Here is a 22,891-nt window from a genome sequence, read left to right as displayed (position 1 = left end):
CAGCCGGTTGACGAACTCGCACGCGAAGTGCCACCGATGCCCGACGAAGACATGCTCGGGGGCGCCGGCAGGGAACTGTATGGTCAGCTGGACGCACAGCCCCCGCGGACCGTCCCGAACGCGTGCATGATGCGCGTTATCTCGGTGCCGTCGCCCAGCCTGCCCGTTGCGCCGATGCGGACGGGGTAATCCTCGTGGCCCTCGTCCGCGATGTCGACGCCTTCGTGGAAGTTGAGGAAGAAGCGGAGCGGTCCCGAGCCGATGACCTCGACCGTCCCGTTCTCCGAGTGGGCGAGACAGCGGTCAGGATCGCCTCCGCCGGTGAGCCCGGCGATCCCGCCTCGGCTGAACCGCTGCCGCCCTGTGCCGTGGATCCGGTACGGCGTACCGCCTCACCACGTTTCTCCAGCATGGATGCCCCCGGGGCGGGGAGGAAATGCGGAACGGTCCCTCGTGGTGTTCTCCGGATGTTCTCTGCGGGGCTCGCTCCGGTGATGGGGTCGGCGATAACCAAGCCGACATCGCACGACCGCCCCAGGGCATGGGGGGCAGCGCGGGGAGCCCTCCAGCCGCCGGGCCGGGCTGTGAACCGCGAACCACCCGGTTTCGGCCGGGAATCCCGGCCTTTCTGGGGCCGGGAGGATGTCAATCGAGAAGACGGAGAAACGATGGGGGGACGTGGTCGGTGAGCCAGACGCCGTTGGCGCTGAGCCGGAACTCGTGCCCGGCGGCGCGCATCGCGGCGGCGTCCACGACGAGGACGACCGGGACGCCTCTACGGGCTCCGACGCGGGTGGCTGTCTCCCGATCGGGGGAGAGATGGACGTGGTGGCGGTTCATCGGCCGCAGCCCCTCGGCGCGGATCGCCGCCACGTTCCGGGCCACGGTGCCGTGATAGAGGAAAGTGGGCGGCTCGGCCACCGGGAGATCGAGGTCGACGGCCACCGAGTGGCCCTGACTGGCCCGGATGCGGTCTCCGTCGATCACGTATCTCCGCTTGTCGTTGTCCGCCACGACCCGCTCGAGCTCGGCGCGGGAGACGGGGAAGCCGTGCGCGGCGGCGGCGGCCAGAAGTGTGTCGATCCCGACCCAGCCGTGGGCGTCCAGCGTGATCCCGATCCGCTCCGGCTGGTGCCGCAGATGCTTGGCGAGGTATTTGGAGATCCGCACCATGCGCCGCTCGTCCATCACGTCCTCCCCGCCGCGACCGGGCGGCTCTGACATTCGGGTCACCGGATTCGGTTCCCGGAATTCCGCGAATTGTCGCGCGTCGGCGCGGCGGGGGCCAACATGTTTTCCCTCCCGGCCAGCGCCTCCAGGGCCGTTCGCCGCCCCATGAAATCACGTGTCAGGTACAGAACGGTCACCGTGGGGCTCCGCGCCGAACTCCGGGACGCCGTCTTTCGTCGGAAGAGGCATGACACGTCATCGCGTTCGCGTTCTCGCCGCCCTCGTGCTCCCCACCGTCATGCTCGCCGCCGGATGCGGCGCAACCTCCCCTCCTGAGGACGCCGCCGTGTCCGCGGCCTCGGGAGGGCCGGGCCCGGCAGGCGCGGCAGGAGAACCACGGCAATCGGGGTTACAGGCGGGGAGCGTCGATGACAACGCGGTGTTCTCCGACTATCTCCGCTACCGCAAGGAGTTCGCCGGTCGCGGCCTGCCCGTGCACGACGTCGACGTGAGTGGGCGCCGGATCGTCACCGTCGTCGACCGGAACACGAGGCCGGTGTTCGGCGCCGTCGTTCGCGCGGGCGACCAGGAGATGCGAACCCACGCCGACGGGCGGGCGATGTTGCTCACGCGTCCGTCCGGCGAGATCACCGTCACCTACGGCGGGACCACGGCCGTCGCCAAGGGCGATCCGCCGCAGGCGGTGCTCCCAATCGTCCGCCCGGAGGGGCGCGCGAAGCTTCAGGTGCTCTTCCTCATCGACACGACCAGCTCGATGAGCGATGAGATCGACCGGTTGAAGTCGAGCGTGGACTCGGTGGCCGAGCGCATCGGCAAGCTGGAGTCGAATCCCGAACTCCAGGTCGGCATGACGCTCTACCGGGACCGGGGTGACGCCTACCTCACCCGGACCACCGACTTCACCTCTGACGTGGGAGCCTTCCGCCGGGCTCTGGTCGAGGTCGGCGCCGATGGCGGGGGCGACGGCCCCGAGGACCTGAGCACCGCCCTGCACGAGGCTCTGAACAAGCCCTCCTGGGACAACGGCGCCGTCAAGCTCGTGTTCCTCATCGCCGACGCGCCGCCCCACCTCGACTACCAGGACGCGCCGGACTACGCCGCCGACGCGCTCCAGGCCGCCCAGCGCGGGATCAAGGTCGAGCCGATCGCCTCCTCCGGGCTCGACGAGCAGGGCGAGTACGTGTTCCGGCAGCTCGCTCAGCTCACGATGGGACGTTTCACCTTCCTCACCTACGGTGCAGGCGGTGCAGGCGGTGCCTCCCCGGGAGGCGGCAACCAGTATCACGTCTCCGAGTACGCCGTCCTCGCGCTGGACGACCTGGTCGTGCGGCTGGTGAGCGATGAGCTACGTCGCCTCTCCTAGCCGGACAGGGGCGCATCCGTGAGGGAAAACGCGAATCGCGGGTCAGAGGCATGCGCTCTGACCCGCGACAGGTGATGGTGGACGATACAGGGATTGAACCTGTGACCTCTTCCGTGTCAGGGAAGCGCTCTCCCGCTGAGCTAATCGTCCTCATGAAACACGAGAGGTGGAGACGGGATTTGAACCCGTGTACACGGCTTTGCAGGCCGTTGCCTCGCCTCTCGGCCACTCCACCGGAGTGAGAGCCCGAAGACCCTTCGAGCGGAAGACGGGATTCGAACCCGCGACCCTCACCTTGGCAAGGTGATGCTCTACCACTGAGCCACTTCCGCGTGTTTTCGCCGGGTGTTTCCCCTGCGGCAACGAGAGAACTCTAGCGGGTTTTCCGGATGCTTGCGTAACCGCTGTCAGCCGGGCCGGTGAAGCCTCCTGGCCACGCCGCGCTCAACGGCGGGCAGGGTGAGGAAGATCTCCAGGATGCGGGTGAGACGGTGCACCTCGACGCGGTGGAAGGCGGGACCGTCCGCACGGGCCAGCAACAGGGTCAGGGCCAGCGGCGGGAGCGGGGCGGTGATCACGTGAAGACCGGAGTCGAAGGTGGCCGCCGTCGGGCGGCCCGGGGTTTCCCGGGGGAAGGGGACCTCGGAAGGGGCACGCCAGCTGGAGTGGACGAGCGCGCGTGGATCGTCCTCGGTTCCCACCGCCGCCCAGTCGGCGCTGAACAGCACCGGCATGGAGTCGATCAGTGTGGCCAGCGCGCGGTCTCCCGCCGTGGTGATGTATTTGAGGATCTCCAGCTCGGGATAGGTGCCCGGCGCCTCACGCGTGCCCCACACGCCCTCAACGGTCACCCCGGGCACGCTCGCAAGGCTGTCAGCCAGAAGCTCCCTCGGAGAGGAGTCCGGCCAGAAGACGGTGACGTCGTCGATCGCCTGACCCCCGCCGCGCTCCAGTACGACGATCTGGGTGATGTCGGCCCCGGCGGTGCCGAGGGCACGGGTGACGTTTCCCAGCGACCCCGGCTGGTCGGGCAGTGCGATCCGCACTCGCAGGAGCATCCACGTCCTCCGCTGTCACGTGTGACGTACGCCAGGGTCACCCTATCCGCGGATGATTCGTCCCACCGAGCCCGGTGCGGTAAAAACACCAGGTGGAGTCGTTGAAACTGGGATCGCTCGAGGTCTGGCCACCGGTGGTTCTCGCACCCATGGCCGGGATCACCAACGCGCCCTTCCGTACCCTTTGCCGGGAGCAGGGCGGAGGGCTGTTCGTCTGCGAGATGATCACCACGCGGGCACTGGTCGAGCGCAACGCCAAGACGCTCAAGATGATCCGGTTCGACCCGGCTGAGAAGCCCCGCAGCATCCAGCTCTACGGCGTCGACCCGGTGACCGTCGGAAGGGCCGTCCGCATGATCGCCGAGGAGGACCTGGCCGATCACGTGGACCTCAACTTCGGCTGCCCCGTGCCCAAGGTGACCAGGCGGGGCGGTGGGTCCGCTCTGCCGTACAAGCGGAACCTGCTGCGGGCCATCCTGCGTGAAGCGGTGCGCAACGCGGGCACGCTGCCGGTGACGATGAAGATGCGCAAGGGGATCGACGACGACCACCTCACCTATCTGGACGCGGGGCGGATCGCCGTCGAGGAGGGGATCTCGGCGGTCGCGCTACACGGTCGTACGGCGGTGCAGCACTACGGCGGGACCGCCGACTGGCAGGCCATCGCACGGCTCAAGGAGGCGGTGACCGAGATCCCGGTGCTCGGCAACGGCGATATCTGGAGCGCCGCCGACGCGCTGCGGATGATGGCGCAGACCGGATGCGACGGCGTCGTCGTCGGCAGGGGCTGCCTCGGGCGTCCCTGGCTGTTCGCGGACCTGGCGGCGGCGTGCGCCCTCGGAAGAGGCGACGGGGAGAGCGACGGGGCCGGCGACGGCCGGCTCGCCAGGCCGACGCTGGGCCAGGTCGCCGCGACGATGGACCGGCACGCCACGCTGCTGGCCGAGTGCTTCGGCAGCGAGCAGCACGCCGTGGCCGACTTCCGCAAACACGTCGGCTGGTACCTCAAGGGCTTCACCGTCGGCGCCGACCTTCGCCGCCGCCTGGCCACCTCGGAGACCCTCACGGGCCTCAGGGAGGGCCTCGCGGAACTGGACCCCCTGCAACCCTGGCCGGAGGGTGTCGACGCGCCGAGAGGCAAAACCCACCCGCGTGACCGCGTTCACCTGCCCGCCGGGTGGCTGGACGACCCCTACGAGGTCGTCGTCCCCGGCGCCGACGCCGAGCTGGAGACCTCGGGCGGCTGACAGCGCCCCGGACCCTGCCGCGTGTTTCCCGGCAGGGGCTCCGGCGCCGGTTTCCTGCCGGGACTCGCGCCGCCCGCCTCTCGCGCGGGTCTCCGCCGTCCAGCTCTCGGCCGCTCGCTTGTCCGGCGTTTTGCGAAGGTCATCAGAGGTCAATATCGGAGCGTCGATGACGCGGGACGGCCGCCCCGATAACCATCCTGATCTTGACCGGTCTCACCTCGTGACGGAATCGCAGGTCGACGAGGTGCGGATCGGTGAACGCGCCCGGAGAGGGAACCCGGGCCGCGGGTCAGGACGGTTCTCGCGAAGGGGAAGACCACATGAAGCTTTTTGCGCGTGTCGGGCGGTGGCTGGCCGTGGCCGCCGTCCTGCCGGTCGCCGGAGCGGTGCTCGCCGCGCCCGCCGACGCCGGGGCGGTGGCGCCGGGACGGCCTGAGGATCCGGTGACGACCGGCGCTCCATCCCGGAACGCCCCTCCGACCTTCTGCCTGGACGCGCATCTGGCCGACGTTGGCTGGCAGGGATGGCGCTGCGCGACCGGCTCGTGGGTCACCGCCGGCACGACCGGGCAGAGCCGCGCCATGGAGGCACTCAGGATCCGGTTCACCAACGCCGGTTTCATGTGCGCGGAGGCGCACCTGGCGGGCATCGGCTGGCAGGGGTGGCGCTGCGGATACGCGGGCGACGTCATCGAGGTGGGAACCACCGGCCAGGCGCGCAGGATGGAGGCCCTGCGGATCTACACGTCCACGGCCAACATCTGCCTGGACGCGCACCTGGCCGACATCGGCTGGCAGGGGGGAACCTGCGCGGTGGCGCCGGGATCGGTCGAACGCGGCACCACGGGGGAGTCCAGGCGGATGGAGGCCGTCTCCGTCCTGGCCTGGTAGGGCGAGGACGCGGACTCCCGCCGTACCGGCGCGGGGCGGGTCTCCGGGGCCAGCCGTCCTCCAGAACCATGTGCCGCCCCCCGGACCCGGCAGCGGGATCGCGTCCTCGTCCTGTCGAGGGCGCGGCGGCGTGTCAGCCCCTCGGGTCGACCGGTCCGCCGCTGCGCCAGTAGACGTTGTTCTCCCGGCTCAGCAGCCCGTCGTCGACCAGGTAGCGGCGCAGCGCCGCATAGTCGTCGTGGAAGGCGCGCAGCGCGACGTCCACCTCCTTCTCCGGGTAGCGGATCCCGGGTTCGAAGACCTGGACGATGTAGTTGAGCACGACCAGCTGCTTCTCTCGTCTAGTGGGGATCGCCCTGAGCCGCCCCTCGACGAGGAAGGCCTGCAGGACCTTCTCCTCGGGGGAGACCGAGGGGGTGGCGGGTCTGGCCGTGGCGTGCAGCAGCTCACGGAACCGTTCCCGCCGCACCTCCCAGCGCCCTTCCTCACCCCGTACGGCGAGCCCGCCGCGTTCCAGCCGGTCAAGCGCCCGCCGTACGGCTTCCCTGCCGAGCCCTGACTCCTCGGGACCACCGGCCAGGACCAGCGCGGACAGCACACGCAGGGTGTCCTCCTGGTAGAGCAGGCCCAGCACCTGCCTGATCTGATCGTCGCTCATGCCCTCATTCTTGTCGGTCCCATCTGATACCTCTGCCTGATGAACAGTCGTGGAGTGAGCCCCGAGGAGTTCCTGCGGATCGCGTCGGGGCTTCCGGAGGTCCAGCTGGCCCAGCACAGCGAGGAGTGGGTCGGGCTCAGGGTCAGGGGCAAGGGGTTCGGCTACCTGTCGGAGGCCAAGCAGAGCGCGCAGCTCAAGGCGACCCTGGCCGAGCGGGCGGCGATGGTCGGGGAGAACCCGGAGGTCTACGGGCTCTCCTGGACCAGCGGTCAGTTCGGCTGGGTGGAGGTTCAGCTGGCGAAGGTCGATCCGGAGGAGCTGGTCGAGGTGGTCACCGAGGCCTGGTGCCTGACCGCCCCGCGCCGCCTGGCCGCCGACTACGAGGCGCGCCTCGGCCTCGCCCCGCTGGCCGGAGACCTCACGGACGACTGAGGCGCCGAAACACGATCACAACCTGTTCAGGCCGATGACGTGGACCACGGCGCGGCCCTCCTCGTCCGAGGCGGCCAGGTCGACCTGGGCGTCGATGCCCCAGTCGCCGTCGCCCGCCGGGTCGGCGATGACCTGGCGGACCCGCCAGAGCTCCTTCTCCTCCTCGATGCGGAGCAGGCCGGGGCCGCGGGCGTCGGGGCCGGTGCCGATCTCTTCGTGGTCGTCGTAGTAGGCGTCGAGCGCGGCACCCCAGTCGACGTCGGGGGCCAGCTCGGCCAGCTCCTCCTCCCTCTCGATCGCGGCCAGCTCGACCAGCCGGAACATCGCGTTGCGGACCAGCACCCTGAAGGCGCGGCTGTTGGCGGTGACCGGCTTGGTCTTCTCCTCCAGGGAGGGCGCCTCCAGCTCGCCGGTCGGGTTCTGCAGCTGCTCCCACTCGTCGAGGAGGCTCGAGTCGACCTGGCGGACCAGCTCGCCGAGCCACTCGATGAGGTCGATGAGATCCTCGGTCTTGAGGTGCTCGGGGATGGTTCGCGACAGGGTGCGGTAGGCGTCGGCGAGATAGCGCAGGACGGTGCCCTCCGACCTGGCCAGCTCGTAGAACTGGACATAGTCGGCGAAGGTCATCGCCCGCTCGAACATGTCCCTGACGACCGACTTGGGGCTGACGGTGTAGTCGCCGACCCAGGGGTGGCCGCGGCGGTAGGTCTCGTAGGCGCCCAGCAACAGGTCGGCGAGCGGCATCGGGTAGGTGACCTCGTTGAGGAGCTCCATCCGCTCCTCGTACTCGATGCCGTCGGCCTTCATCTGCGCGACGGCCTCTCCGCGCGCCTTGTTGAGCTGCGCCGACAGGATCTGCCTCGGGTCGTCGAGGATGGACTCGATGATCGAGACCATGTCCAGGGCGTAGGCGGGCGACTCCATGTCCAGCAGCTCGAGGGTCGCGAGCGCGAAGGTGGACAGCGCCTGGTTCAGTGCGAAGTCCTCCTGCAGGTCAACGGTCAGCCGGGCCATCCGGCCCTGCTCGTCCGGCTCGGCCAGCTTCTCGACCACGCCGCCCGCCAGCAGCGAGCGGTAGATCGCGATGGCCTGGCTGATGTGCCGCCGCTGCGACTTGCGCTCCTCGTGGTTGTCGGTGAGCAGGTGCCTCATCGCGGCGTAGCAGTCGCCGGGGCGGTTGATCACCGCAAGGAGCATCGCGTTGCTGACCTTGAACCGGGAGGTCAGCGGTTCGGGCTCGGCGCTCTGCAGCTTCTCGAAGGTCTCCTCGCTCCAGCCGACGAATCCCTCCGGCGGCTTCTTACGGGCGTAGCCGCGCCGCCGCTTGGGGTCGTCGCCGATCTTCGCCAGTGCCCGCTCGTTCTCTACGACGTGCTCGGGGGCCTGACAGGCGACGTAGCCGATGGTGTCGAAGCCCGCCCTGCCCGCCCGTCCGGCGATCTGGTGGAACTCGCGGGCGCGCAGCCGCCGTACCTTGTTGCCGTCGTACTTGCTCAACGCGGTGAACAGCACGGTCCTGATCGGCACGTTGACGCCGACGCCGAGGGTGTCCGTGCCGCAGATGACCTTCAGCAGGCCCGCCTGGGCGAGCCGCTCGACCAGCCTGCGGTACTTGGGGAGCATTCCCGCGTGGTGGACGCCGATGCCGTGCCGTACGAGGCGTGACAGGGCGCGGCCGAAGCGCGTGGTGAAGCGGAAGTTGCCGATCATGGCGGAGATGGCCTCCTTCTCCGCCTTGGTCGACATGTTGATGCTCATCAGCGCCTGTGCCCGCTCCATGGCCGCGGCCTGGGTGAAGTGCACCACGTAGACCGGGTACTGGTTGGTGGTGAGCATCTCCTCCAGGGTCTCGTGGAGGGGGGTGAGCCGGTAGGAGTAGACCAGGGGGACCGGGCGCTCGGCGTTCTTGACCACCGCCGTCGGCCTGTCGGTGCGGCGGGTGAGGTCCTGCTCGAACCTGGTGACGTCGCCCAGCGTCGCCGACATCAGGATGAACTGCACATTGGGCAGTTCGAGTAGCGGCACCTGCCAGGCCCAGCCCCGGTCGGGCTCGGCGTAGAAGTGGAACTCGTCCATCACGACCTGGCCGATGTCGGCCTGGGCGCCGTCGCGGAGCGCGACGTTGGCGAGGATCTCCGCGGTGCAGCAGATGATCGGGGCGCCGGGGTTCACGCTGGCGTCCCCGGTCATCATGCCGACGTTCTCGGTGCCGAACACCGCGCACAGGTCGAAGAACTTCTCCGAGACCAGGGCCTTGATCGGCGCGGTGTAGAAGGTGCGCACGTCCCGGGTGAGCGCGGTGAAGTGCGCTCCGGCCGCGACCAGGCTCTTCCCCGAGCCGGTCGGGGTCGCCAGGATCAGGTTGTTCCCCGAGACGACCTCGATCAGCGCCTCCTCCTGAGCGGGATAGAGGGTGAGCCCCCGCTCGGCGTTCCATCCGACGAAGGCGTCGAAGATGGTGTCGGGGTCGGCGTCGATCTCTTCTGGCAGGCGATCTACAAGGCTCACGGTTCAATACTGCCGAAGAACTGGAGGTGGTCGGACCGGCTCGGGCGATGGAGGGGGTTACATCGTGAGGAAAATACCGAACCTGCAGTCACTGAATCCTGTCAAATCACACTAAAAGATGATGAAGTGGACGGGGCGGGGGCAGGAGGGTACGACCGGCCCAGAACCAGACCCGTCAGGAGCATGCCCACTCCGGCCAGGGGCAACGGTCCGGGAACGAAGCCCATCACCGTGAAGATCAGCAGGCCCGCCCCGGCGAGCGCCGTGGCCACCACGATTCTGGCCATCCCTCCCCGGTACGGCGAGGCGGCAGAAGGTGCCTCGAACCGGGCGAAGAGCCGCAGCAGCGGCCACAGCGCCAGGGTGAGCATGAGCAGCCAGTGCGGCCACCCGGAAAGCCAGGCCGACGTCCCCGGCTCGGGAGTCGAGACGCCGAGGCCGACCACGACCACCGCGGTCACCACGAACAGCGCGCTCATGTGCCAGAGGTAGACGGTCATCATCTTGGTACCGGCCCAGCGGAGCGTTCTGGCGACCCCGGGCCACCGCGCGAACTCCGTGATCCACGGGCGCAGTGCCATGGCCAGCCCGATCTGGCCGATGCCGACCGCCAGCAGGGCGACCGTCGGCGGCGCCATGTTCGAAACGGCCGCGCCCGGCATCCCGATCATGCTGCCCGGATACGGGCCGAAGGCCACCAGCGCCGCGGCCGTGCCGTACCCGGCGAGCGCCAGGGTCCAGGGGCGGCCGAGGCGGCCGTCGGCGTAGAGGAAGCCGAGCTGGTGCACCGCGAGCCAGACCAGCCCGATGTTGAGGAACCCGGCGACCTCGAGCCCGGTGGCGAAGCGCACGACGTCGACGACGACGGCCCCGGCGGCCAGCGCCACGGGCACGCGCCAGCCGTACACCGTGTTGAGCCTGAGCATCCGCGGAGTCACCGCGACCACGACCAGGTAGATCGCCAGGAACCACAGCAGCTGCCCGGCCAGGCGCGAGGCCGTGTCCACCGGCTGCTGCGGTATGCCCAGTGCCAGCAGCAGGTGGGGCAACGGGATCCAGACGGCGGCCAGCGGCACCACCGGCAGGGCCAGGCGGCGCAGCCGTACCGCCAGCCAGGCGGGGATCGTCTCGCCGCGCCGTACCGAGCCGCGCCAGCTGATCGCGTTGGCCGCGCCTCCCGCGAAGAACACCAGCGGCATCACCTGGCTGATCCAGGTGATCGCCCATGCCCAGCCCGTCGACAGTGCGTTCCCCGTGGAGATCCGTCCTTCGGCGAAGGACAGCACCGGCATGCTCCAGTGCTGCAGTACGACCAAAGCCATGCCGAAAACGCGCAGCAGGTCGATGAACGGGTCGCGTCCCGGTGGTGGCGGCGCGGTGCGGGCCGCGGAGCGGGTGACGAGGACGGTCACGGGGATCTCGATTCTTAACGGAGGGGAGCGTGCTACGACCCTCCCGCGCCGCCCCTGGCCGGCGCAGTAACGCCCGCATCCGTCTTGCCTTCACCATCACCCCCCTCCCGGGGGTAGGGACAGCCCTACCCCCGGACGCGGGTGCACAGGGTCGATCCGCACCTCCGGCGCTCATACCGTTGGCGTCATGAGAACCGTCTTGCGCCGCATCGGCACCGACACCAGATACCTGCTCGTCGGTTTCCCCGTGTCCGTCATCTTCTTCTCCCTGGCGTTGACGGGTTTCGCCGCGGGCATCGGGACCGTGGTCGTCTGGATCGGCGTGCCGATCCTCGCGACCACACTGCTGGTGGCGCGGGGCATGGCCGACGTGGAACGGCGGATGCTGCCCGAGGTGCTCGGCCGCCCCGTGCCCCACCCCCGCTACAGGCCCGCGCCGGAGAACGCGGGGTGGTTCCGCCGCATGGTGAACCCGCTGACCAGCGGGCAGTCGTGGCTCGACCTGCTCTACGGCATCGTGGCCTTCCCGATCTCCGTCGTGACGTTCGTCGTCGCGGTGGTCTGGTGGGCCGGGACGATCCTCGGCCTGACCTATCCGATCTACGGGTGGATCGTCGCCCGGATCCCGGACAACCACGGTCTCGCCGAGCTGCTCGGGTTCGGCGACAGCGTCCTGATGGAGGTGGTGTTCAACACCGTCATCGGCCTGCTGTTCGCCCTCACCCTGCCGGTGATGCTCCGCGGTGCCGCGCTGATCCAGGCCGGTCTCGGCCGCGCAATGCTGACCGGTGTCGCCGAGCTGCACGAGCGGATCGACGACCTGGCCCAGGGCAGGGCCGCGGCGGTCTCCGCGGAGGCGAACGCCCTGCGCCGCCTCGAGCGTGACATCCACGACGGGCCGCAGCAGCGCCTGGTCTCCCTGGCCATGGACCTGTCGCGGGCCCAGCGTCAGCTCAAGCGCGACCCGCAGGCGGTCGAGGAGATGCTCAGCCAGGCCATCACCTCGACCAGGGAAACCCTGGACGAGCTGCGCGCCCTCTCCCGGGGTATCGCCCCGCCCATCCTGACCGACCGAGGCCTGGCCCCCGCGCTCGCGGCGCTGGCCGGCCGCTGCACGATCCCGGTCGAGCTCGACATCCAGACGACCGGTCGTTTCGCCGCCGCGATCGAGAACACCGTCTACTTCGTGGTGGCCGAGTCCCTGACCAACGTGGCCAAGCACAGCCACGCGACCATCTGCACGGTGACCCTGAGCAAGGCCGGTGGCGTCCTGTTGCTCACCATCGGGGATGATGGGGTCGGCGGTGCGCACACCGCCAAGGGACATGGCCTGTCCGGTCTCGTCGACCGTCTGAAGGCGGTCGACGGATCGCTGGCGGTGGATTCACCGATGGGCGGGCCGACGGTGATCGTAGCGGAGGTTCCGTGCGGGTAGTCGTGGCCGACGACGCGGTTCTGATCAGGGAGGGCCTGATCAGGCTGCTCGAGGAGTTCGGGTGCGAGGTGGTCGCCGCCGTCGGCGACGGCGACCGCCTGGTCGAGGCCGTCGTCGAGCACAGGCCGGACGTCTCGGTGGTGGACGTCCGGATGCCGCCGAGCTTCACCGACGAGGGCCTGCGGGCGGCGGTCGAGGCGCGTAGGCGGGTGCCGGGCGCCCCGGTGCTGATCCTGTCCCAGTACGTGGAGGTGTCCTATGCGGACGATCTGCTCGCCGACGCCAGAGGCGCGGTCGGCTACCTGCTCAAGGACCGGGTGGTCGACGTCGACGACTTCCTGGGAGGCCTGCGCACGGTCGCGGCGGGCGGTACGGTCTTCGACCCGCAGGTGGTGGCGCAGCTGATGGTACGGCGCCGCCGCGACGACCCGCTCGCCCAGCTCACCCCGCGAGAGCGCGAGGTCCTCGGCCTGATGGCGGAGGGCAGGTCCAACCCGGCCATCGGGCGCCAGCTCGTGATCAGCGACGGCGCGGTCGAAAAGCACATCCGCAGCATCTTCGCCAAGCTCGGCCTGTACGCCGAGGACGGCGACCAGCATCGCCGCGTCCTCGCCGTCCTCGCCTACCTGCGCTCCTGAGGCCCGTCCCGCCCGCCTGCGCCTCCGAGGCCCAGGTCAGGCGTTTCCGAGGCGACACGAAGATCCGTTTTCCGGTCGCCGCGGAGGGCGAGATCGCCCGATCCTCACCGCCTACGCCCTGTCCCAGAGGGCGGCTGCTGCCTCGGCGCAGGCCACATCCTGGGCCACGGTTCCGCCGCTGACGCCGACGGCGCCCACGATCCGGCCGCTCTCACCCTGCTCCCTGAGCGGAATCCCGCCACCGAAGCACACGTAACGGTCTCCGGCGAGGCCGTACAGCGCCCCGCCGGGCGCGACCAGTGGCGCGAGGTCGGCGGTGGACATCCGGTGCGCGACCGAGGTGTAGGCCTTGCCTGAGGCGAGGTCCGGGCCTGAGATCTCCGCGTCGTCCATCCGCTGGAAGGCGACCAGGTGCCCGCCCGCATCGACCACGGCCACCGAGACGAGAGTCCCCTCCCGTACGGCCTGTTTCACCGCGGCCTCACACATGCGCAGCGCGAGTTCGAGGTTCACCGGGCTCCTCACTCACCCTCGACACATCCGAAGTGGACAATCTGCTTTGTATCCATGCCGGGAGGCGGGATGCAAGATCCCACGGTGGATCGGAAGTCCCAAGCGCTCATACGGAGGATCCATGCAGGCCCACGACCTGTCCGCAGGAGGCGACGTGCTGGCTCGCGTACACGGCACCGCTCGTGACGCGGTCCGTCTTCACGGCCTGCCGGACGCGGAGGTCACGCTGATCAACGTGTCGGAGAACGCCACCTACCGGGTCGACGACCCGGCCACCGGGAGGCGGTTCATCCTGCGGGTGCACCGGTTGGGCTACCACTCGACCCCGGCGATCCTGTCCGAGCTGGCCTGGCTGGAGGCGCTCAGGTGCGAGGCCGGAGTCAGGACCCCCGAGGTGCTCCCGGCCCCCGGAGGGCGGCGGGTGCTGACCGTCCCGGGCGCGCAGCCCCGCGACTGTGTGATGTTCGAGTTCCTGCCCGGTGTGGAACCGCCGCGGAACCGGCTTGTGCCCGGGTTCGAGCGGCTCGGCGCGCTCACCGCCCGGATGCACCGGCACGCGCGCGGCTGGCGGCCCCCGTCCTGGTTCACCCGCTTCCGCTGGGACCACGACGCCGCTCTCGGCGCCGAGTCGCGCTGGGGCCGCTGGCGAGACGGGGCAGGTGTGGACCGGGAGGCCCTCGCCGTACTCGAACGGCTCGACAAGGAGTTGCGGGAACGGCTGCACCGGTTCGGCCGCGGCCCTGGGCGCTACGGCCTGATCCATGCCGATCTGCGCCTGGCCAACCTGCTGGTGACGGACGACAGGGCGCCCAGCGTGATCGACTTCGACGACTGCGGCTTCGGCTGGTACCTCTACGACCTGGCGGCGGCGGTCAGCTTCATCGAGCACGACCCCCGGGTCCCGGAGATGGTCGACTCGTGGCTGCGGGGCTACCGCGCGGTGCTCGACCTGCCGTCCGAGGACGAGGCCGAGATCTGGACGTTCATCATGTTCCGCCGCCTGCTGCTGGTCGCCTGGATCGGCACGCACACCGGCGTGGACATCGCCGCCGAGCTCGGCGCGGGGTACACGGAGGGCACCTGCGAGCTCGCGGAGCGCTATCTGTCCGGAGCCCTCCGGCGGCCCTGACGTCCTCGGGTCAGCTCAGGCAGCGCTCGCATCCCTCGCCTTCGGCGTGCTCGCCGTACTCGCCGAAGACGAGTTGGTCGGGCGCGATCAGGTTGACCCCGTGGATGAAGTTCGCGCAGATCTCGGGGACGCCGGTGACGATCCTGACGACCGCGTTCGCGACCAGGTGGCCGGAGATCCCGGCCGAGGCGGCCGTCACACCGGGGCCGCCGAGGTCGACGGACAGACCCCGGGAGTCGGCGTGCAGGGGAGACTCCCGGGACCTGCGCCGTTCCTGCGCCCCGATGACGCACTCGTAGCAGAGTCCGCGGCCGGGCAGGAAGACGCCCACGGTGACGAAGGGGCCGTTGTAGCCTCCGCCGACCCACGGCAGTCCCGCGGCCGCGCACGCCCTGCTCGTCCACACCCTGATCCCGCCGGGCCCGCTTGGCTCGTCGGCGCACAGCGCCACGACGTCGTAACCGGCCAGGAGCCCGGCCAGGTCCTCCTGGGACGTGGTGCGCGCCCTCTCGCCGGTGACCCGCACGTCGGAGTTGAGGGCGCGGAGCCGTTCCAGGGCGGCCTCGGCCTTCGGCCTGCCCACGTCCCGCTCCGAGTAGAGGACCTGCCGGTTGAGGTTCGACAGCTCGACCAGGTCGGCGTCGACGCAGTGCAGGGTCCCGACACCCGAGGCCACCAGAGCCTGCGCCGCCGTCGCCCCCGTCCCGCCGAGGCCGAGCAGGAGGACCCGGGCCCTGCGCAGGCGGAGCTGGGCCTCCCAGCCGTGTTCCCTCGGGGTGAGGTCCGCCCAGCGGAAGAACGCGTGGCTTCGGCTGTAGCGCTCCCGTTCACGCGGGGTCAGCTCGTCGGGTACGGTCGCGCCCGCGTCCTCGACATGGCCGGACCGCATCAGCTCACCGACCAGCTCGGCCGCCTCGGAGGGGGGAACGCCGGTCAGGCGTTCGGCGATCTCCTCAGGGGTGCGGGTGCCGTCCATCGCCCGCAGCGCCTCCCACACCAGGCCGTCCGGGTCCTCGATCTCCTCCGCCACGCCGTAGATCTGGCCGCCGATCCGGATCCTGCCGTCCGCGAGCCGGTAGGCGGCGTGTTCCCTCTTCACTCTTGGCAGCCGCACGGCGTCTCCTGGGCCGGTCCGGTGTCACGGGGGCACCGGACCGGCGAAACCCTCGGCGTCAGTTGCCGCTGGAGTTGCTGGCGACGTTGCCGGCCATCTCAATCTTGCCGAGCTTGCGGATGCGGATCCTGGTCTTGGTCTCGGCAGTAACCTCGGTGGGCTGCTGGCTCTTGTCGTTTCCGGCCATCACGCACTCCATCCGAATCGGTGGTGCTGGTCTTTCCTTCGAGCTGTCCCGCCTTACTGATGATCATAATGGGAGGCGAAGGAAACGACTTCAACCCTTTCTTCGGCATTAGTGGGATTTGGACGGTATTTACTTCTGAAGTATGTCGTGCCTGAAGTGAGGAGCGCCGTCAATGGCAGGGCGACGCCCGCGAGGCCGGACAGCACAAGCACCGGCACGACCCCCAGCGCCGAGGCCGCGGGACCGGTCAGGACCAGGCCGAGAGGGGTCAGCGCCGAGGCGGCGATCCAGTCCAGCGAGACGACACGGGCCAGCCGCTCTGCGGGCACCTCGCGCTGGAGCGAGACCACCCACTGCACGGCGAAGATCTCGAGCCCGAACCCGGCCAGGGCGAAGCAGGAGTAGACGGCCCACGGGGCCTGCGAAAGGCAGAGGGCCGGTGGCACCAGCCCGTACGCCATCAGCCCCGCGATCGCCGCGAGGCCGGCCCGCCGGGGCTTCCAGGCCATGCTGACGACCCCTCCCGCGAGGCCGCCGACCGACAGCAGGGCGAGGCTGGTCCCGTAGAAGGCGGAACCGCCGAAGTCCTCCCTGGCCAGGACGGGGAGCAGGACCTGGCTCGGAGCGATCGTGAGCATCGACTGCAGGGCGGTCACCACGATGATCGTGCCGATCCAGCGCCGCCGCCAGACCTCACGCACGCCCTCGGCGATCTCCAGCCAGGCCGAGGCGCGGGCCGTGCGGGCCACCACCGGCTCCTTTAGGGGGAGCAGGACACACAGGCTGACCACGAAGGCCCCCAGGGCCGCCAGGAAGGCCGTCCTGACCGGGGCGGCCGACACGAGGAACGCGCCCAGGCCGGGGCCGGCGATCGCGCCGACGCGCCACGAGACGGCGTTCAGCGCCGCGCCCGCGGGCCGCTGCTCCGGGGTGAGCACAGACCCCAGGCACGCCTGGAAGGCGGGGCGGAAGAACGACTCGGCCGCGCCGGCGAGGAAGACCATCCCGCCGAGCACCCAGGCCGACGTCACGCCCGACAGGCCGACCACGACCACGCAGCACAGGAACGCCTGGGAGGCGAGCATGACGTGCCGCCTGGGCAGCCGGTCGGCCCACACGCCGCCGAAGAGCCCGAAGAGGACCAGGGCGGCCCAGCGCGAGGCGAGCACCATGCCGACCGCCGTGGCGTCGCCGTCCGCGTCCAGCAGCGAGACGACCACCGCGACGGGGAAGATCTGGTCTCCGGCGACGGAGGCGATCAGACTTATCCAAAGAGTCCGGAATTGGCGGTTACCCATCACCGAGCCGGCGAGCCACTGCCGTGTCAAACTTCGGAGGGCGCTCATGCTGGTGAATGATGCGCTATTTCCCCGGGGGTAACAAGGTTGTCAAGGGTGGTGTAGCGCCCCCCGGATCTCATCGTCGTCGGGGGAGAGGTCCAGCGCCCGCGTGAGATCGGCCACCGCCTCCTCCTCACGCCCCGCGGCGCGCAGCGCCATCGCCCGGTTGAACAGCAGCACCGGGTCCGCGCCCGGCTCGAGGGCGCGGGTGAGGTCGGCGACCGCACCCTCAGGATCGCCTGTCTCGAAGGCCAGCATCCCCCGGCTGGCCCAGGCCGCCGCCAGTGATGGGGAGATCTCCAGCGCCCTGTCGAAGGCCGCTCCGGCCCGCTCGGGGCGGCCCTCCGCCATCTCGACCTGGCCGAGCGCGCACAGCAGATACGGGTTGAGCGGGTCGAGGGCGAGCCCCGCCTCCGTGTCCGCCCTGGCCCTGCCGTACTCGCCGAGCGCGACCAGCAGCCCCGCCCGGTTGGCCAGCCCGTCCACGAACTCCGGGTCCAGCGCGAGCGCATGGTCCAGGTCGGCGAGCGCCCCCTGGTGGTCACCGGTGGAGAAACGGATCTCGGCCCGGTTGTAGTACGGCTCGGGGAAGGGCGGGCCGACCCGCATCGCCGTCTCGTAGTCCGCGACCGCCGGCTCCAGCCTTCCCAGCCGGTGGAGCAGGTTTCCCCGGTCGATGTAGTAGTCGGGGTAGCCGGGATCGATCGCGATCACGGTGTCCAGATTCTCCAGCGCCTCGTCGGGACGGCCCAGCATGACGGCGAGCTGCGCCTTGTTGGCCAGCAGCACCATCCGGTGGATGGGATGGGCACCCGGCGGCAGGTCCCGCTCCGCCAGGTCGATCGCCTCCTGGACGAGTTCGAGCGCCTTGCCGGGGCGGCCGAGGCGCACCTCGACCAGAGCCCGGCCGTTGAGGTCGAACCCCAGCTTGAACGCCCGCTCACGCGGATCGGGCAGCAGGGTGGAGATGGCGATCGCCTGGTTCACCCAGGCCAGCGCGGCGTCGAGGTCGCGCAGCGCCGGGTCGTGGTTGCGGACCTTGAGCATGGCCGTGGTGTAGGCGGCGGCGGCGTGCGTGGCGGGGGAGACGCTCTCCCGCCTGGCCCGATCGAACAGGGCCTCCGCCTCGGACTCGCGGTGCAGCGCGCCCAGCGCGGTCGCGGTGCTGTGCAGCAGCCGCCACCAGGTCTCCGGCTCGGTGTCCCGAGGGTCCGCCAGGGCCAACGCGCGTGTGCCCAGCTCGGCGACCGCGTCGTGGCAGCCCGCTTCCAGGCACCACTCGACAGCGAAGCGGAACGCCTCGACCGCCTTGCGCGGATCGGTGCCGTGCTCGCGGTGGTAGGGGATCGCGCCGAGCCGTGCCCCGACCGTCCCCTCCCGCTCCAACTCGTCGGCGAGCGCGTCGTGCGTCTCCGGGCTGAGGGGTTCCTCCGGGACGGCGTGTTCACCGGTCACCACGGTCAGCAGCTCGGGGCCGATCCGCCGGCGCAGCACCGCCAGCAGTTCCCGGTCGGTCGGGTCGGCCTCGTGGAGGTTCTCGACGACGAGTGTCCTGGCCCCGGTTTCGGACAGGTACTCGCGGACGAACTCGGCGATCCCGTTCGACAGGCGCAGGGTACGGCGGGGCGCGTGGACCAGGATGCGTTCCGCCTTCGGCAGCAGACCGGCGATCGACTGGCGCCTGACCGGGATCAGTCCGTGCATGTCGGGCGCCACCGCCCGCAGTTCTATGTCGTAGCGGGCCACGAGTTCGGGCTGCGCGACGGGTGCGAGGGCCGAGACGATCGCGCTCGCGACCGTGTACGGCCCGCGCAGGCGCCGGTCGGCGTCCACGGGGGACAGGAGCAGGGGGGCGAGGGGGCGGTTCTCCGGGGGGAACGATCCCAGACTCACCAGTCTCCTTTATGTCGCTTATGTGTTCGGGGGGCCGGCGCCCATCGCTGGGCGCCGGTTCTGTGGGTTCGACGTCAGCCGACGTGCTTGGGGCTGGCGGCTCCGCTGAGCGTAATCGTGCCGGGCTTGTGAACAATTACTCGCTTCATCGCGATGCCTCTCCCAGAAATAAGAACAAATCGCAAGTATTCGCAATAATCACTCAGATTGAAAGATCTATTTCTGAGAGTGGCCGAATCAGGACAAGGCTCTGGACAAACCACTTCAAAGGGCATATTTCTGGCGGGGCCGTACCGGGCTGGGGATGGTCAGGGGATGAACTTCACCTCCGGGTAGCGCCCGTCGGGGCCGTTGAAGAGGTGGGTGGAGCGTCCCTTCAGGTGCAGATCGAAGAACGCGGCAACGTACGCGCGCTGGGCCGCCACCGAACGCCCCGGGTCGATCGTTCCGATGAGCTCGGCGGTGGCCGGGTTCTTCGGCGCGCCGGGGAGCTGGGGAAGCAGCGCCTGCAGGTCGGTGAACGAGCCGTGCTGGGCTCCGGTGAGGCGCAGTTCACGCTTCCATCCGGTCGACCTGCCCCAGAAGGACTTCCAGGTGGGCTCGTTCTCCCGGGTGTGCGTTTCCGACGCCATCTGCAGGAACGGCTTGTCGACCCCGGTCCTGGCGACCGGCCCGACGTACATTCCGTCAAGGTTGACCCCGGCGGCGATACGGGAGTCGTCGTGCAGGAGTTGCGCGGACACGGAACCCCCCAGAGACTGGCCGAGCATTCCTATCCGGGTTCGGTCCGCGGATCCGGCCAGTCCGTCCGGCAGCGGGGTGGACTCCGCGTCGGGGTTGTGTCCTTGATCGAGACTCGCGAGCTGGTCGAGAACGAACTTCATGTCCGCGATGCGCGCCTGCGTGTGCTTCCTGATCAGGCGGGCGAGGACCTTCTTGGTCAGCTTCTCCGGCAGCGGTACGGCACGCTCGACCCGGCCACCGGGGAACTCGACCTGGTCGGCCTCGTAGGTGTGATCGACGCTGACCACGAGGTAGCCGCGGCTGGCCAGCTCTTCGACCAGCACGGTGCCGAGCGTGCGCGGACCGCCGTCTCCCGAAGCGAACACCACGACCGGGAGACCCCCGGCCGGTCGGTCGACCGGTGCGCCGACCCGGGCGTGCGTCGGCGTGGCGGCCCAGTCGACCTCACCGGGCTTGACGCCCAGCGCGGGCGCCGAGTTCTTGTCCCAGTCGGCGGCGGCCCCCGGTGACATCTGCGGCGCGAGGGGGAGATCCGGCGCCTTCCCGGCCGGATACCAGAAGCTCACCATGAGCTCGCGGTAGGGGCGTGACTTCACCAGAGGATCCGGGCGGCTCCGGTCCACCAGGTGCAGGGCGACCGTGCCGATCGGGCGGGTTCCCGTGGGGGCGGGAAAAGACAGCTTGACGCCCGTGCGAGCCGTGGCGGGGAGCTCGGCGGAAGTCGCGACGGGCACGGTCGCCGGATACGGCGTTGCGGCGGTGACGAGGGCAGTGGCGGCAAGAGCGGCGGTGGCGAGCCCCGGCCCGGCCATGGCCCACCGGCGATGGCGGGGACGGGGAAGGGGATCAGGTGTCGTGATGTGCATGCGGTCGCCTCCTCATGGGGTGGTCGGTGTACTCGAGGAGCCTTCCAGCGAGCTTCGTGCCCGGGCTAGCGGCCGAGGAGTGATCAGCAGGTAGGCCGCTGGGATGACAAGAGACGATCATCATCCGGCAGGATGACGTGGCCCTGCGTTCGGGGGCGCACGCACAGCCAGAGCGCCTCTGCCCTCGCGGGACGTCCACTAATGTGAGCGCCATGCACTGGACCGACCGTCCTGTGCCGGTAAGCGACGGCACCTCTGGCCGGGGCCGCAGCAGCACTGCGGCGACGAAGCGTCTCGAGGCCGCGGTGCGGCAGATAGAGGGCCTGCTGCGGCAAGGCCCCCGACTTCTGCCGCCCGTGGTGCTCGACGCGCTACTGGCGGCAGGCCTCTTCACCGTCACCTTCGGCCCGAGCCAGGTTCCGCGGGCCCATCCCTGGAGCGTGCTCTTCCAGGTGGGGCTGGTGCTTCCCCTGGTGTGGCGGCGCCGGGCGCCGCTCGCGACGTTCCTCGCGGTCGCCGTCGTGGCCGGTTTCCAGTGGCTCGCCGCTATCCAGCTCCCCGCCGATCTGGCGCTGCTGGTCGCCCTCTACACGGTCGCCGCGCACTCCACCTGGCGTCGCGCGCTGCTGGCCGGGGCCGTCCTGGAGGGCGGCATCCTGCTGGCCTCCTCTCGCTGGGCGCCCGATGGCGCATTCCTCCTGTCGGTGGTCGCGCTGACCGCCATTGCCGCCGCCACCGCCGTCGCCGGCATGAACATGCGCACCAGACGCGCCTACCTCGCCTCGCTGAAGGAGCGTGCCGCGCATCTGCAGCGCGAACGCGACCAGCGGGCGCAACTCGCGATCTCCGAGGAACGCGCCAGGATCGCCCGCGACGTGCACGACATCGTCACCCACAACCTGTCCGTCATGGTCGCGCTCGCCGACAGCGCGGTCTACGTCCGGCACCGCGCACCAGAGAAGGCGACCGCCGCCATGCAACAGATCTCCGGCACCGGGCGGCAGGCCCTCACCGACATGCGGCGCTCCCTCGGTGTACTGCGGGCCGACGAACCGGACGCGCTGCTACACCCGATGCCCGGCATCGCCCAGCTGAAGTCCCTGGCCGACCAGATGGGCGACGCCGGGCTGCCCACCCGCCTGGACGTGGAAGGCGACCCCGCCCCGATCCCCGCCGCCGCGCAACTCACGGTCTATCGCCTGGTACAGGAAGCCTTGACCAACACGCTCAAGCATGCCCCGTCCGGCACCCGAGCCGAGGTCCGGGTACGTCTGTCCCGGGAGGCCGTCACGATGGACGTCACCGATGACGGCCGAACCTCGCGAGCCACCGTCGGTGCCGCCCACGACAGCCAGATCGCGCGGTCTCGCGGCCCACGTTCCGGGCACGGGATCGCGGGCATGCGCGAGCGCGTGGCGGCGTACGGCGGGACCCTCGAGGCGGGCCCGTTCCCGGGCGGCGGCTGGCGAGTCTCGGCCAGGCTCGACCTCGGTGCGTCCGGGGACGGCGCCGCGTGACGATCCGCGTGCTGCTCGCCGATGACGAGTCGCTGCTCCGCATGGCGTTCAGCACGGTCCTGGACGTCCAGCCCGACATGGAGGTGGTCGGCGAGGCCGGGGACGGTGCCGAGGCCGTGCAGCTGGCGCGGCGGCTGCGCCCCGACGTCGTGCTGATGGACGTGCGCATGCCCGGCACCGGAGGGATCGAGGCGACCCGCCGGATCATCAGAGAATCCCCGCAGACCCGGGTGCTCATTCTGACCACCTTCGACCTCGACGAGTACGCCTTCGCCGGGCTGAAGGCCGGAGCGTCCGGCTTCCTCCTCAAGAACACCCGGCCCGAGGAACTGTTCGGGGCGATCAGGAGCGTTGCCGCGGGCGACGCCGTGGTCTCCCCACGGATCACCCGCCGCCTGCTGGAGAACTTCGCGCACCAGCTTCTCAGCGGCGGCGGTCCCGAGGAGGACGAGCGGCTGCGGCGGCTCAGCGCCCGCGAGCGGGAAGTGCTCATCCAGGTGGCCCGCGGCCTGTCGAACGCCGAGATCGCCGCTGCGATGCGACTGGCCGAGCCAACCGTGAAGACGCACGTGAGCCGGATCCTGCTCAAGCTGGAACTGCGCGACCGGGTGCAGGCCGTGGTCTTCGCCTACGAGACCCGGCTCGTCCGCCTGGCCTGATGACGCCCGCCCCGGAGTCCTCGCGGTCTCGGGGCCGACGGACCTCGCGGACCGGCACTGACGCGAGGCCCGGGCGGTGAGGTGTCAACCGGGGAGC

At 70.2% G+C, this 22,891-nt stretch carries 20 protein-coding genes and 3 tRNA genes; 9 read left to right on the top strand and 14 right to left on the bottom strand.

What is annotated here, in order from left to right:
• Window positions 1-645: 645 nt before the first annotated feature.
• On the bottom strand, window positions 646-1,188 hold the full coding sequence (locus tag AB0395_RS32980) for an RNA 2'-phosphotransferase (protein WP_366287893.1): 543 nt from the start codon (window positions 1,186-1,188) through the stop codon (window positions 646-648).
• Window positions 1,189-1,417: 229 nt separating this feature from the next.
• Between AB0395_RS32980 and AB0395_RS32975 the strand changes: the two genes are divergently transcribed.
• Window positions 1,418-2,554: a vWA domain-containing protein gene (locus AB0395_RS32975; protein ID WP_366287879.1), complete on the top strand. Its 1,137-nt coding sequence runs from the start codon at window positions 1,418-1,420 to the stop codon at window positions 2,552-2,554.
• Between the two features lie 75 nt (window positions 2,555-2,629).
• Here AB0395_RS32975 and AB0395_RS32970 read toward each other — a convergent pair.
• The 4 genes from AB0395_RS32970 to AB0395_RS32955 all read right to left on the bottom strand — a co-directional run bounded on the left by AB0395_RS32970 (window position 2,630) and on the right by AB0395_RS32955 (window position 3,612).
• Window positions 2,630-2,704: transfer RNA gene (locus tag AB0395_RS32970), tRNA-Val, on the bottom strand.
• 14 nt (window positions 2,705-2,718) lie between these two features.
• Window positions 2,719-2,789 (bottom strand) — tRNA-Cys (locus AB0395_RS32965).
• 25 nt (window positions 2,790-2,814) lie between these two features.
• Window positions 2,815-2,886: transfer RNA gene (locus tag AB0395_RS32960), tRNA-Gly, on the bottom strand.
• 75 nt (window positions 2,887-2,961) lie between these two features.
• Window positions 2,962-3,612 carry an amino acid-binding protein gene (locus AB0395_RS32955; RefSeq protein WP_366287878.1) on the bottom strand — a complete coding sequence of 217 codons (651 nt, stop codon included), beginning with the start codon at window positions 3,610-3,612 and terminating at the stop codon, window positions 2,962-2,964.
• Between the two features lie 92 nt (window positions 3,613-3,704).
• Here AB0395_RS32955 and dusB point away from each other — a divergent pair, with 92 nt between their 5' ends.
• Both dusB and AB0395_RS32945 read left to right on the top strand, forming a co-directional pair.
• Window positions 3,705-4,859 carry a tRNA dihydrouridine synthase DusB gene (dusB, locus tag AB0395_RS32950; RefSeq protein ID WP_366287876.1) on the top strand — a complete coding sequence of 385 codons (1,155 nt, stop codon included), beginning with the start codon at window positions 3,705-3,707 and terminating at the stop codon, window positions 4,857-4,859.
• Window positions 4,860-5,179: 320 nt separating this feature from the next.
• Complete coding sequence (locus AB0395_RS32945; RefSeq protein WP_366287874.1) at window positions 5,180-5,749, top strand: hypothetical protein; 570 nt, start codon at window positions 5,180-5,182, stop codon at window positions 5,747-5,749.
• Window positions 5,750-5,882: 133 nt separating this feature from the next.
• On the opposite strand, the gene AB0395_RS32940 is transcribed toward AB0395_RS32945, so the two are convergent.
• Window positions 5,883-6,407, bottom strand: a complete 525-nt coding sequence (locus tag AB0395_RS32940) for a DUF2087 domain-containing protein (protein WP_366287872.1) — start codon at window positions 6,405-6,407, stop codon at window positions 5,883-5,885.
• 39 nt (window positions 6,408-6,446) lie between these two features.
• On the opposite strand from AB0395_RS32940, the gene AB0395_RS32935 reads away from it, so the two are divergent.
• Complete coding sequence (locus AB0395_RS32935; RefSeq protein ID WP_366287870.1) at window positions 6,447-6,839, top strand: MmcQ/YjbR family DNA-binding protein; 393 nt, start codon at window positions 6,447-6,449, stop codon at window positions 6,837-6,839.
• Window positions 6,840-6,854: 15 nt separating this feature from the next.
• On the opposite strand, the gene AB0395_RS32930 is transcribed toward AB0395_RS32935, so the two are convergent.
• Both AB0395_RS32930 and AB0395_RS32925 read right to left on the bottom strand, forming a co-directional pair.
• Window positions 6,855-9,347, bottom strand: coding sequence for a DUF3516 domain-containing protein (locus AB0395_RS32930; protein ID WP_366287868.1), 2,493 nt, complete (start codon window positions 9,345-9,347; stop codon window positions 6,855-6,857).
• A 101-nt stretch (window positions 9,348-9,448) separates the two neighbouring features.
• Window positions 9,449-10,759, bottom strand: a complete 1,311-nt coding sequence (locus AB0395_RS32925) for an acyltransferase (protein WP_366287866.1) — start codon at window positions 10,757-10,759, stop codon at window positions 9,449-9,451.
• Window positions 10,760-10,946: 187 nt separating this feature from the next.
• Between AB0395_RS32925 and AB0395_RS32920 the strand changes: the two genes are divergently transcribed.
• A complete protein-coding gene (locus AB0395_RS32920) occupies window positions 10,947-12,194 on the top strand; it encodes a sensor domain-containing protein (protein ID WP_366287864.1) in 1,248 nt (415 codons plus the stop codon).
• A complete protein-coding gene (locus AB0395_RS32915; protein ID WP_366287862.1) occupies window positions 12,185-12,832 on the top strand; it encodes a response regulator transcription factor in 648 nt (215 codons plus the stop codon). The genes AB0395_RS32920 and AB0395_RS32915 overlap by 10 nt, the downstream gene beginning before the upstream one ends.
• Before the next feature lie 111 nt (window positions 12,833-12,943).
• On the opposite strand, the gene AB0395_RS32910 is transcribed toward AB0395_RS32915, so the two are convergent.
• Window positions 12,944-13,345, bottom strand: coding sequence for a heme-binding protein (locus tag AB0395_RS32910; RefSeq protein WP_366287860.1), 402 nt, complete (start codon window positions 13,343-13,345; stop codon window positions 12,944-12,946).
• 121 nt (window positions 13,346-13,466) lie between these two features.
• Between AB0395_RS32910 and AB0395_RS32905 the strand changes: the two genes are divergently transcribed.
• The gene (locus tag AB0395_RS32905) at window positions 13,467-14,474 is read left to right on the top strand and encodes a phosphotransferase (protein ID WP_366287859.1); all 1,008 of its coding nucleotides are present in this window, start codon (window positions 13,467-13,469) and stop codon (window positions 14,472-14,474) included.
• Between the two features lie 10 nt (window positions 14,475-14,484).
• On the opposite strand, the gene AB0395_RS32900 is transcribed toward AB0395_RS32905, so the two are convergent.
• The 5 genes from AB0395_RS32900 to AB0395_RS32880 form a co-directional block, all read right to left on the bottom strand.
• Window positions 14,485-15,588, bottom strand: coding sequence for a ThiF family adenylyltransferase (locus AB0395_RS32900; RefSeq protein WP_366287857.1), 1,104 nt, complete (start codon window positions 15,586-15,588; stop codon window positions 14,485-14,487).
• 58 nt (window positions 15,589-15,646) lie between these two features.
• Window positions 15,647-15,775, bottom strand: coding sequence for a hypothetical protein (locus AB0395_RS32895; RefSeq protein ID WP_366287856.1), 129 nt, complete (start codon window positions 15,773-15,775; stop codon window positions 15,647-15,649).
• A gap of 53 nt (window positions 15,776-15,828) precedes the next feature.
• Window positions 15,829-17,121, bottom strand: a complete 1,293-nt coding sequence (locus tag AB0395_RS32890; RefSeq protein WP_366287854.1) for an MFS transporter — start codon at window positions 17,119-17,121, stop codon at window positions 15,829-15,831.
• Between the two features lie 42 nt (window positions 17,122-17,163).
• The gene (locus AB0395_RS32885; RefSeq protein ID WP_366287853.1) at window positions 17,164-19,008 is read right to left on the bottom strand and encodes a tetratricopeptide repeat protein; all 1,845 of its coding nucleotides are present in this window, start codon (window positions 19,006-19,008) and stop codon (window positions 17,164-17,166) included.
• A 308-nt stretch (window positions 19,009-19,316) separates the two neighbouring features.
• Window positions 19,317-20,618 (bottom strand): lipase, encoded by a 1,302-nt coding sequence (locus AB0395_RS32880; RefSeq protein ID WP_366287851.1) that lies wholly within the window; start codon window positions 20,616-20,618, stop codon window positions 19,317-19,319.
• A 212-nt stretch (window positions 20,619-20,830) separates the two neighbouring features.
• Here AB0395_RS32880 and AB0395_RS32875 point away from each other — a divergent pair, with 212 nt between their 5' ends.
• Both AB0395_RS32875 and AB0395_RS32870 read left to right on the top strand, forming a co-directional pair.
• Entirely contained in the window at window positions 20,831-22,135 is a 1,305-nt protein-coding gene (locus AB0395_RS32875; RefSeq protein WP_366287849.1) for a histidine kinase, read from the top strand.
• Entirely contained in the window at window positions 22,132-22,794 is a 663-nt protein-coding gene (locus tag AB0395_RS32870; RefSeq protein WP_366287847.1) for a response regulator transcription factor, read from the top strand. Before AB0395_RS32875 ends, AB0395_RS32870 begins: the two co-directional genes overlap by 4 nt.
• Window positions 22,795-22,891: the final 97 nt, after the last annotated feature.

The organism is Streptosporangium sp. NPDC051023, from assembly GCF_040689595.1.
Lineage (GTDB): Bacteria > Actinomycetota > Actinomycetes > Streptosporangiales > Streptosporangiaceae > Streptosporangium.
Note: the sequence above shows the minus strand (reverse complement) of the source record. Positions and strands in the feature narration are given on the sequence as shown.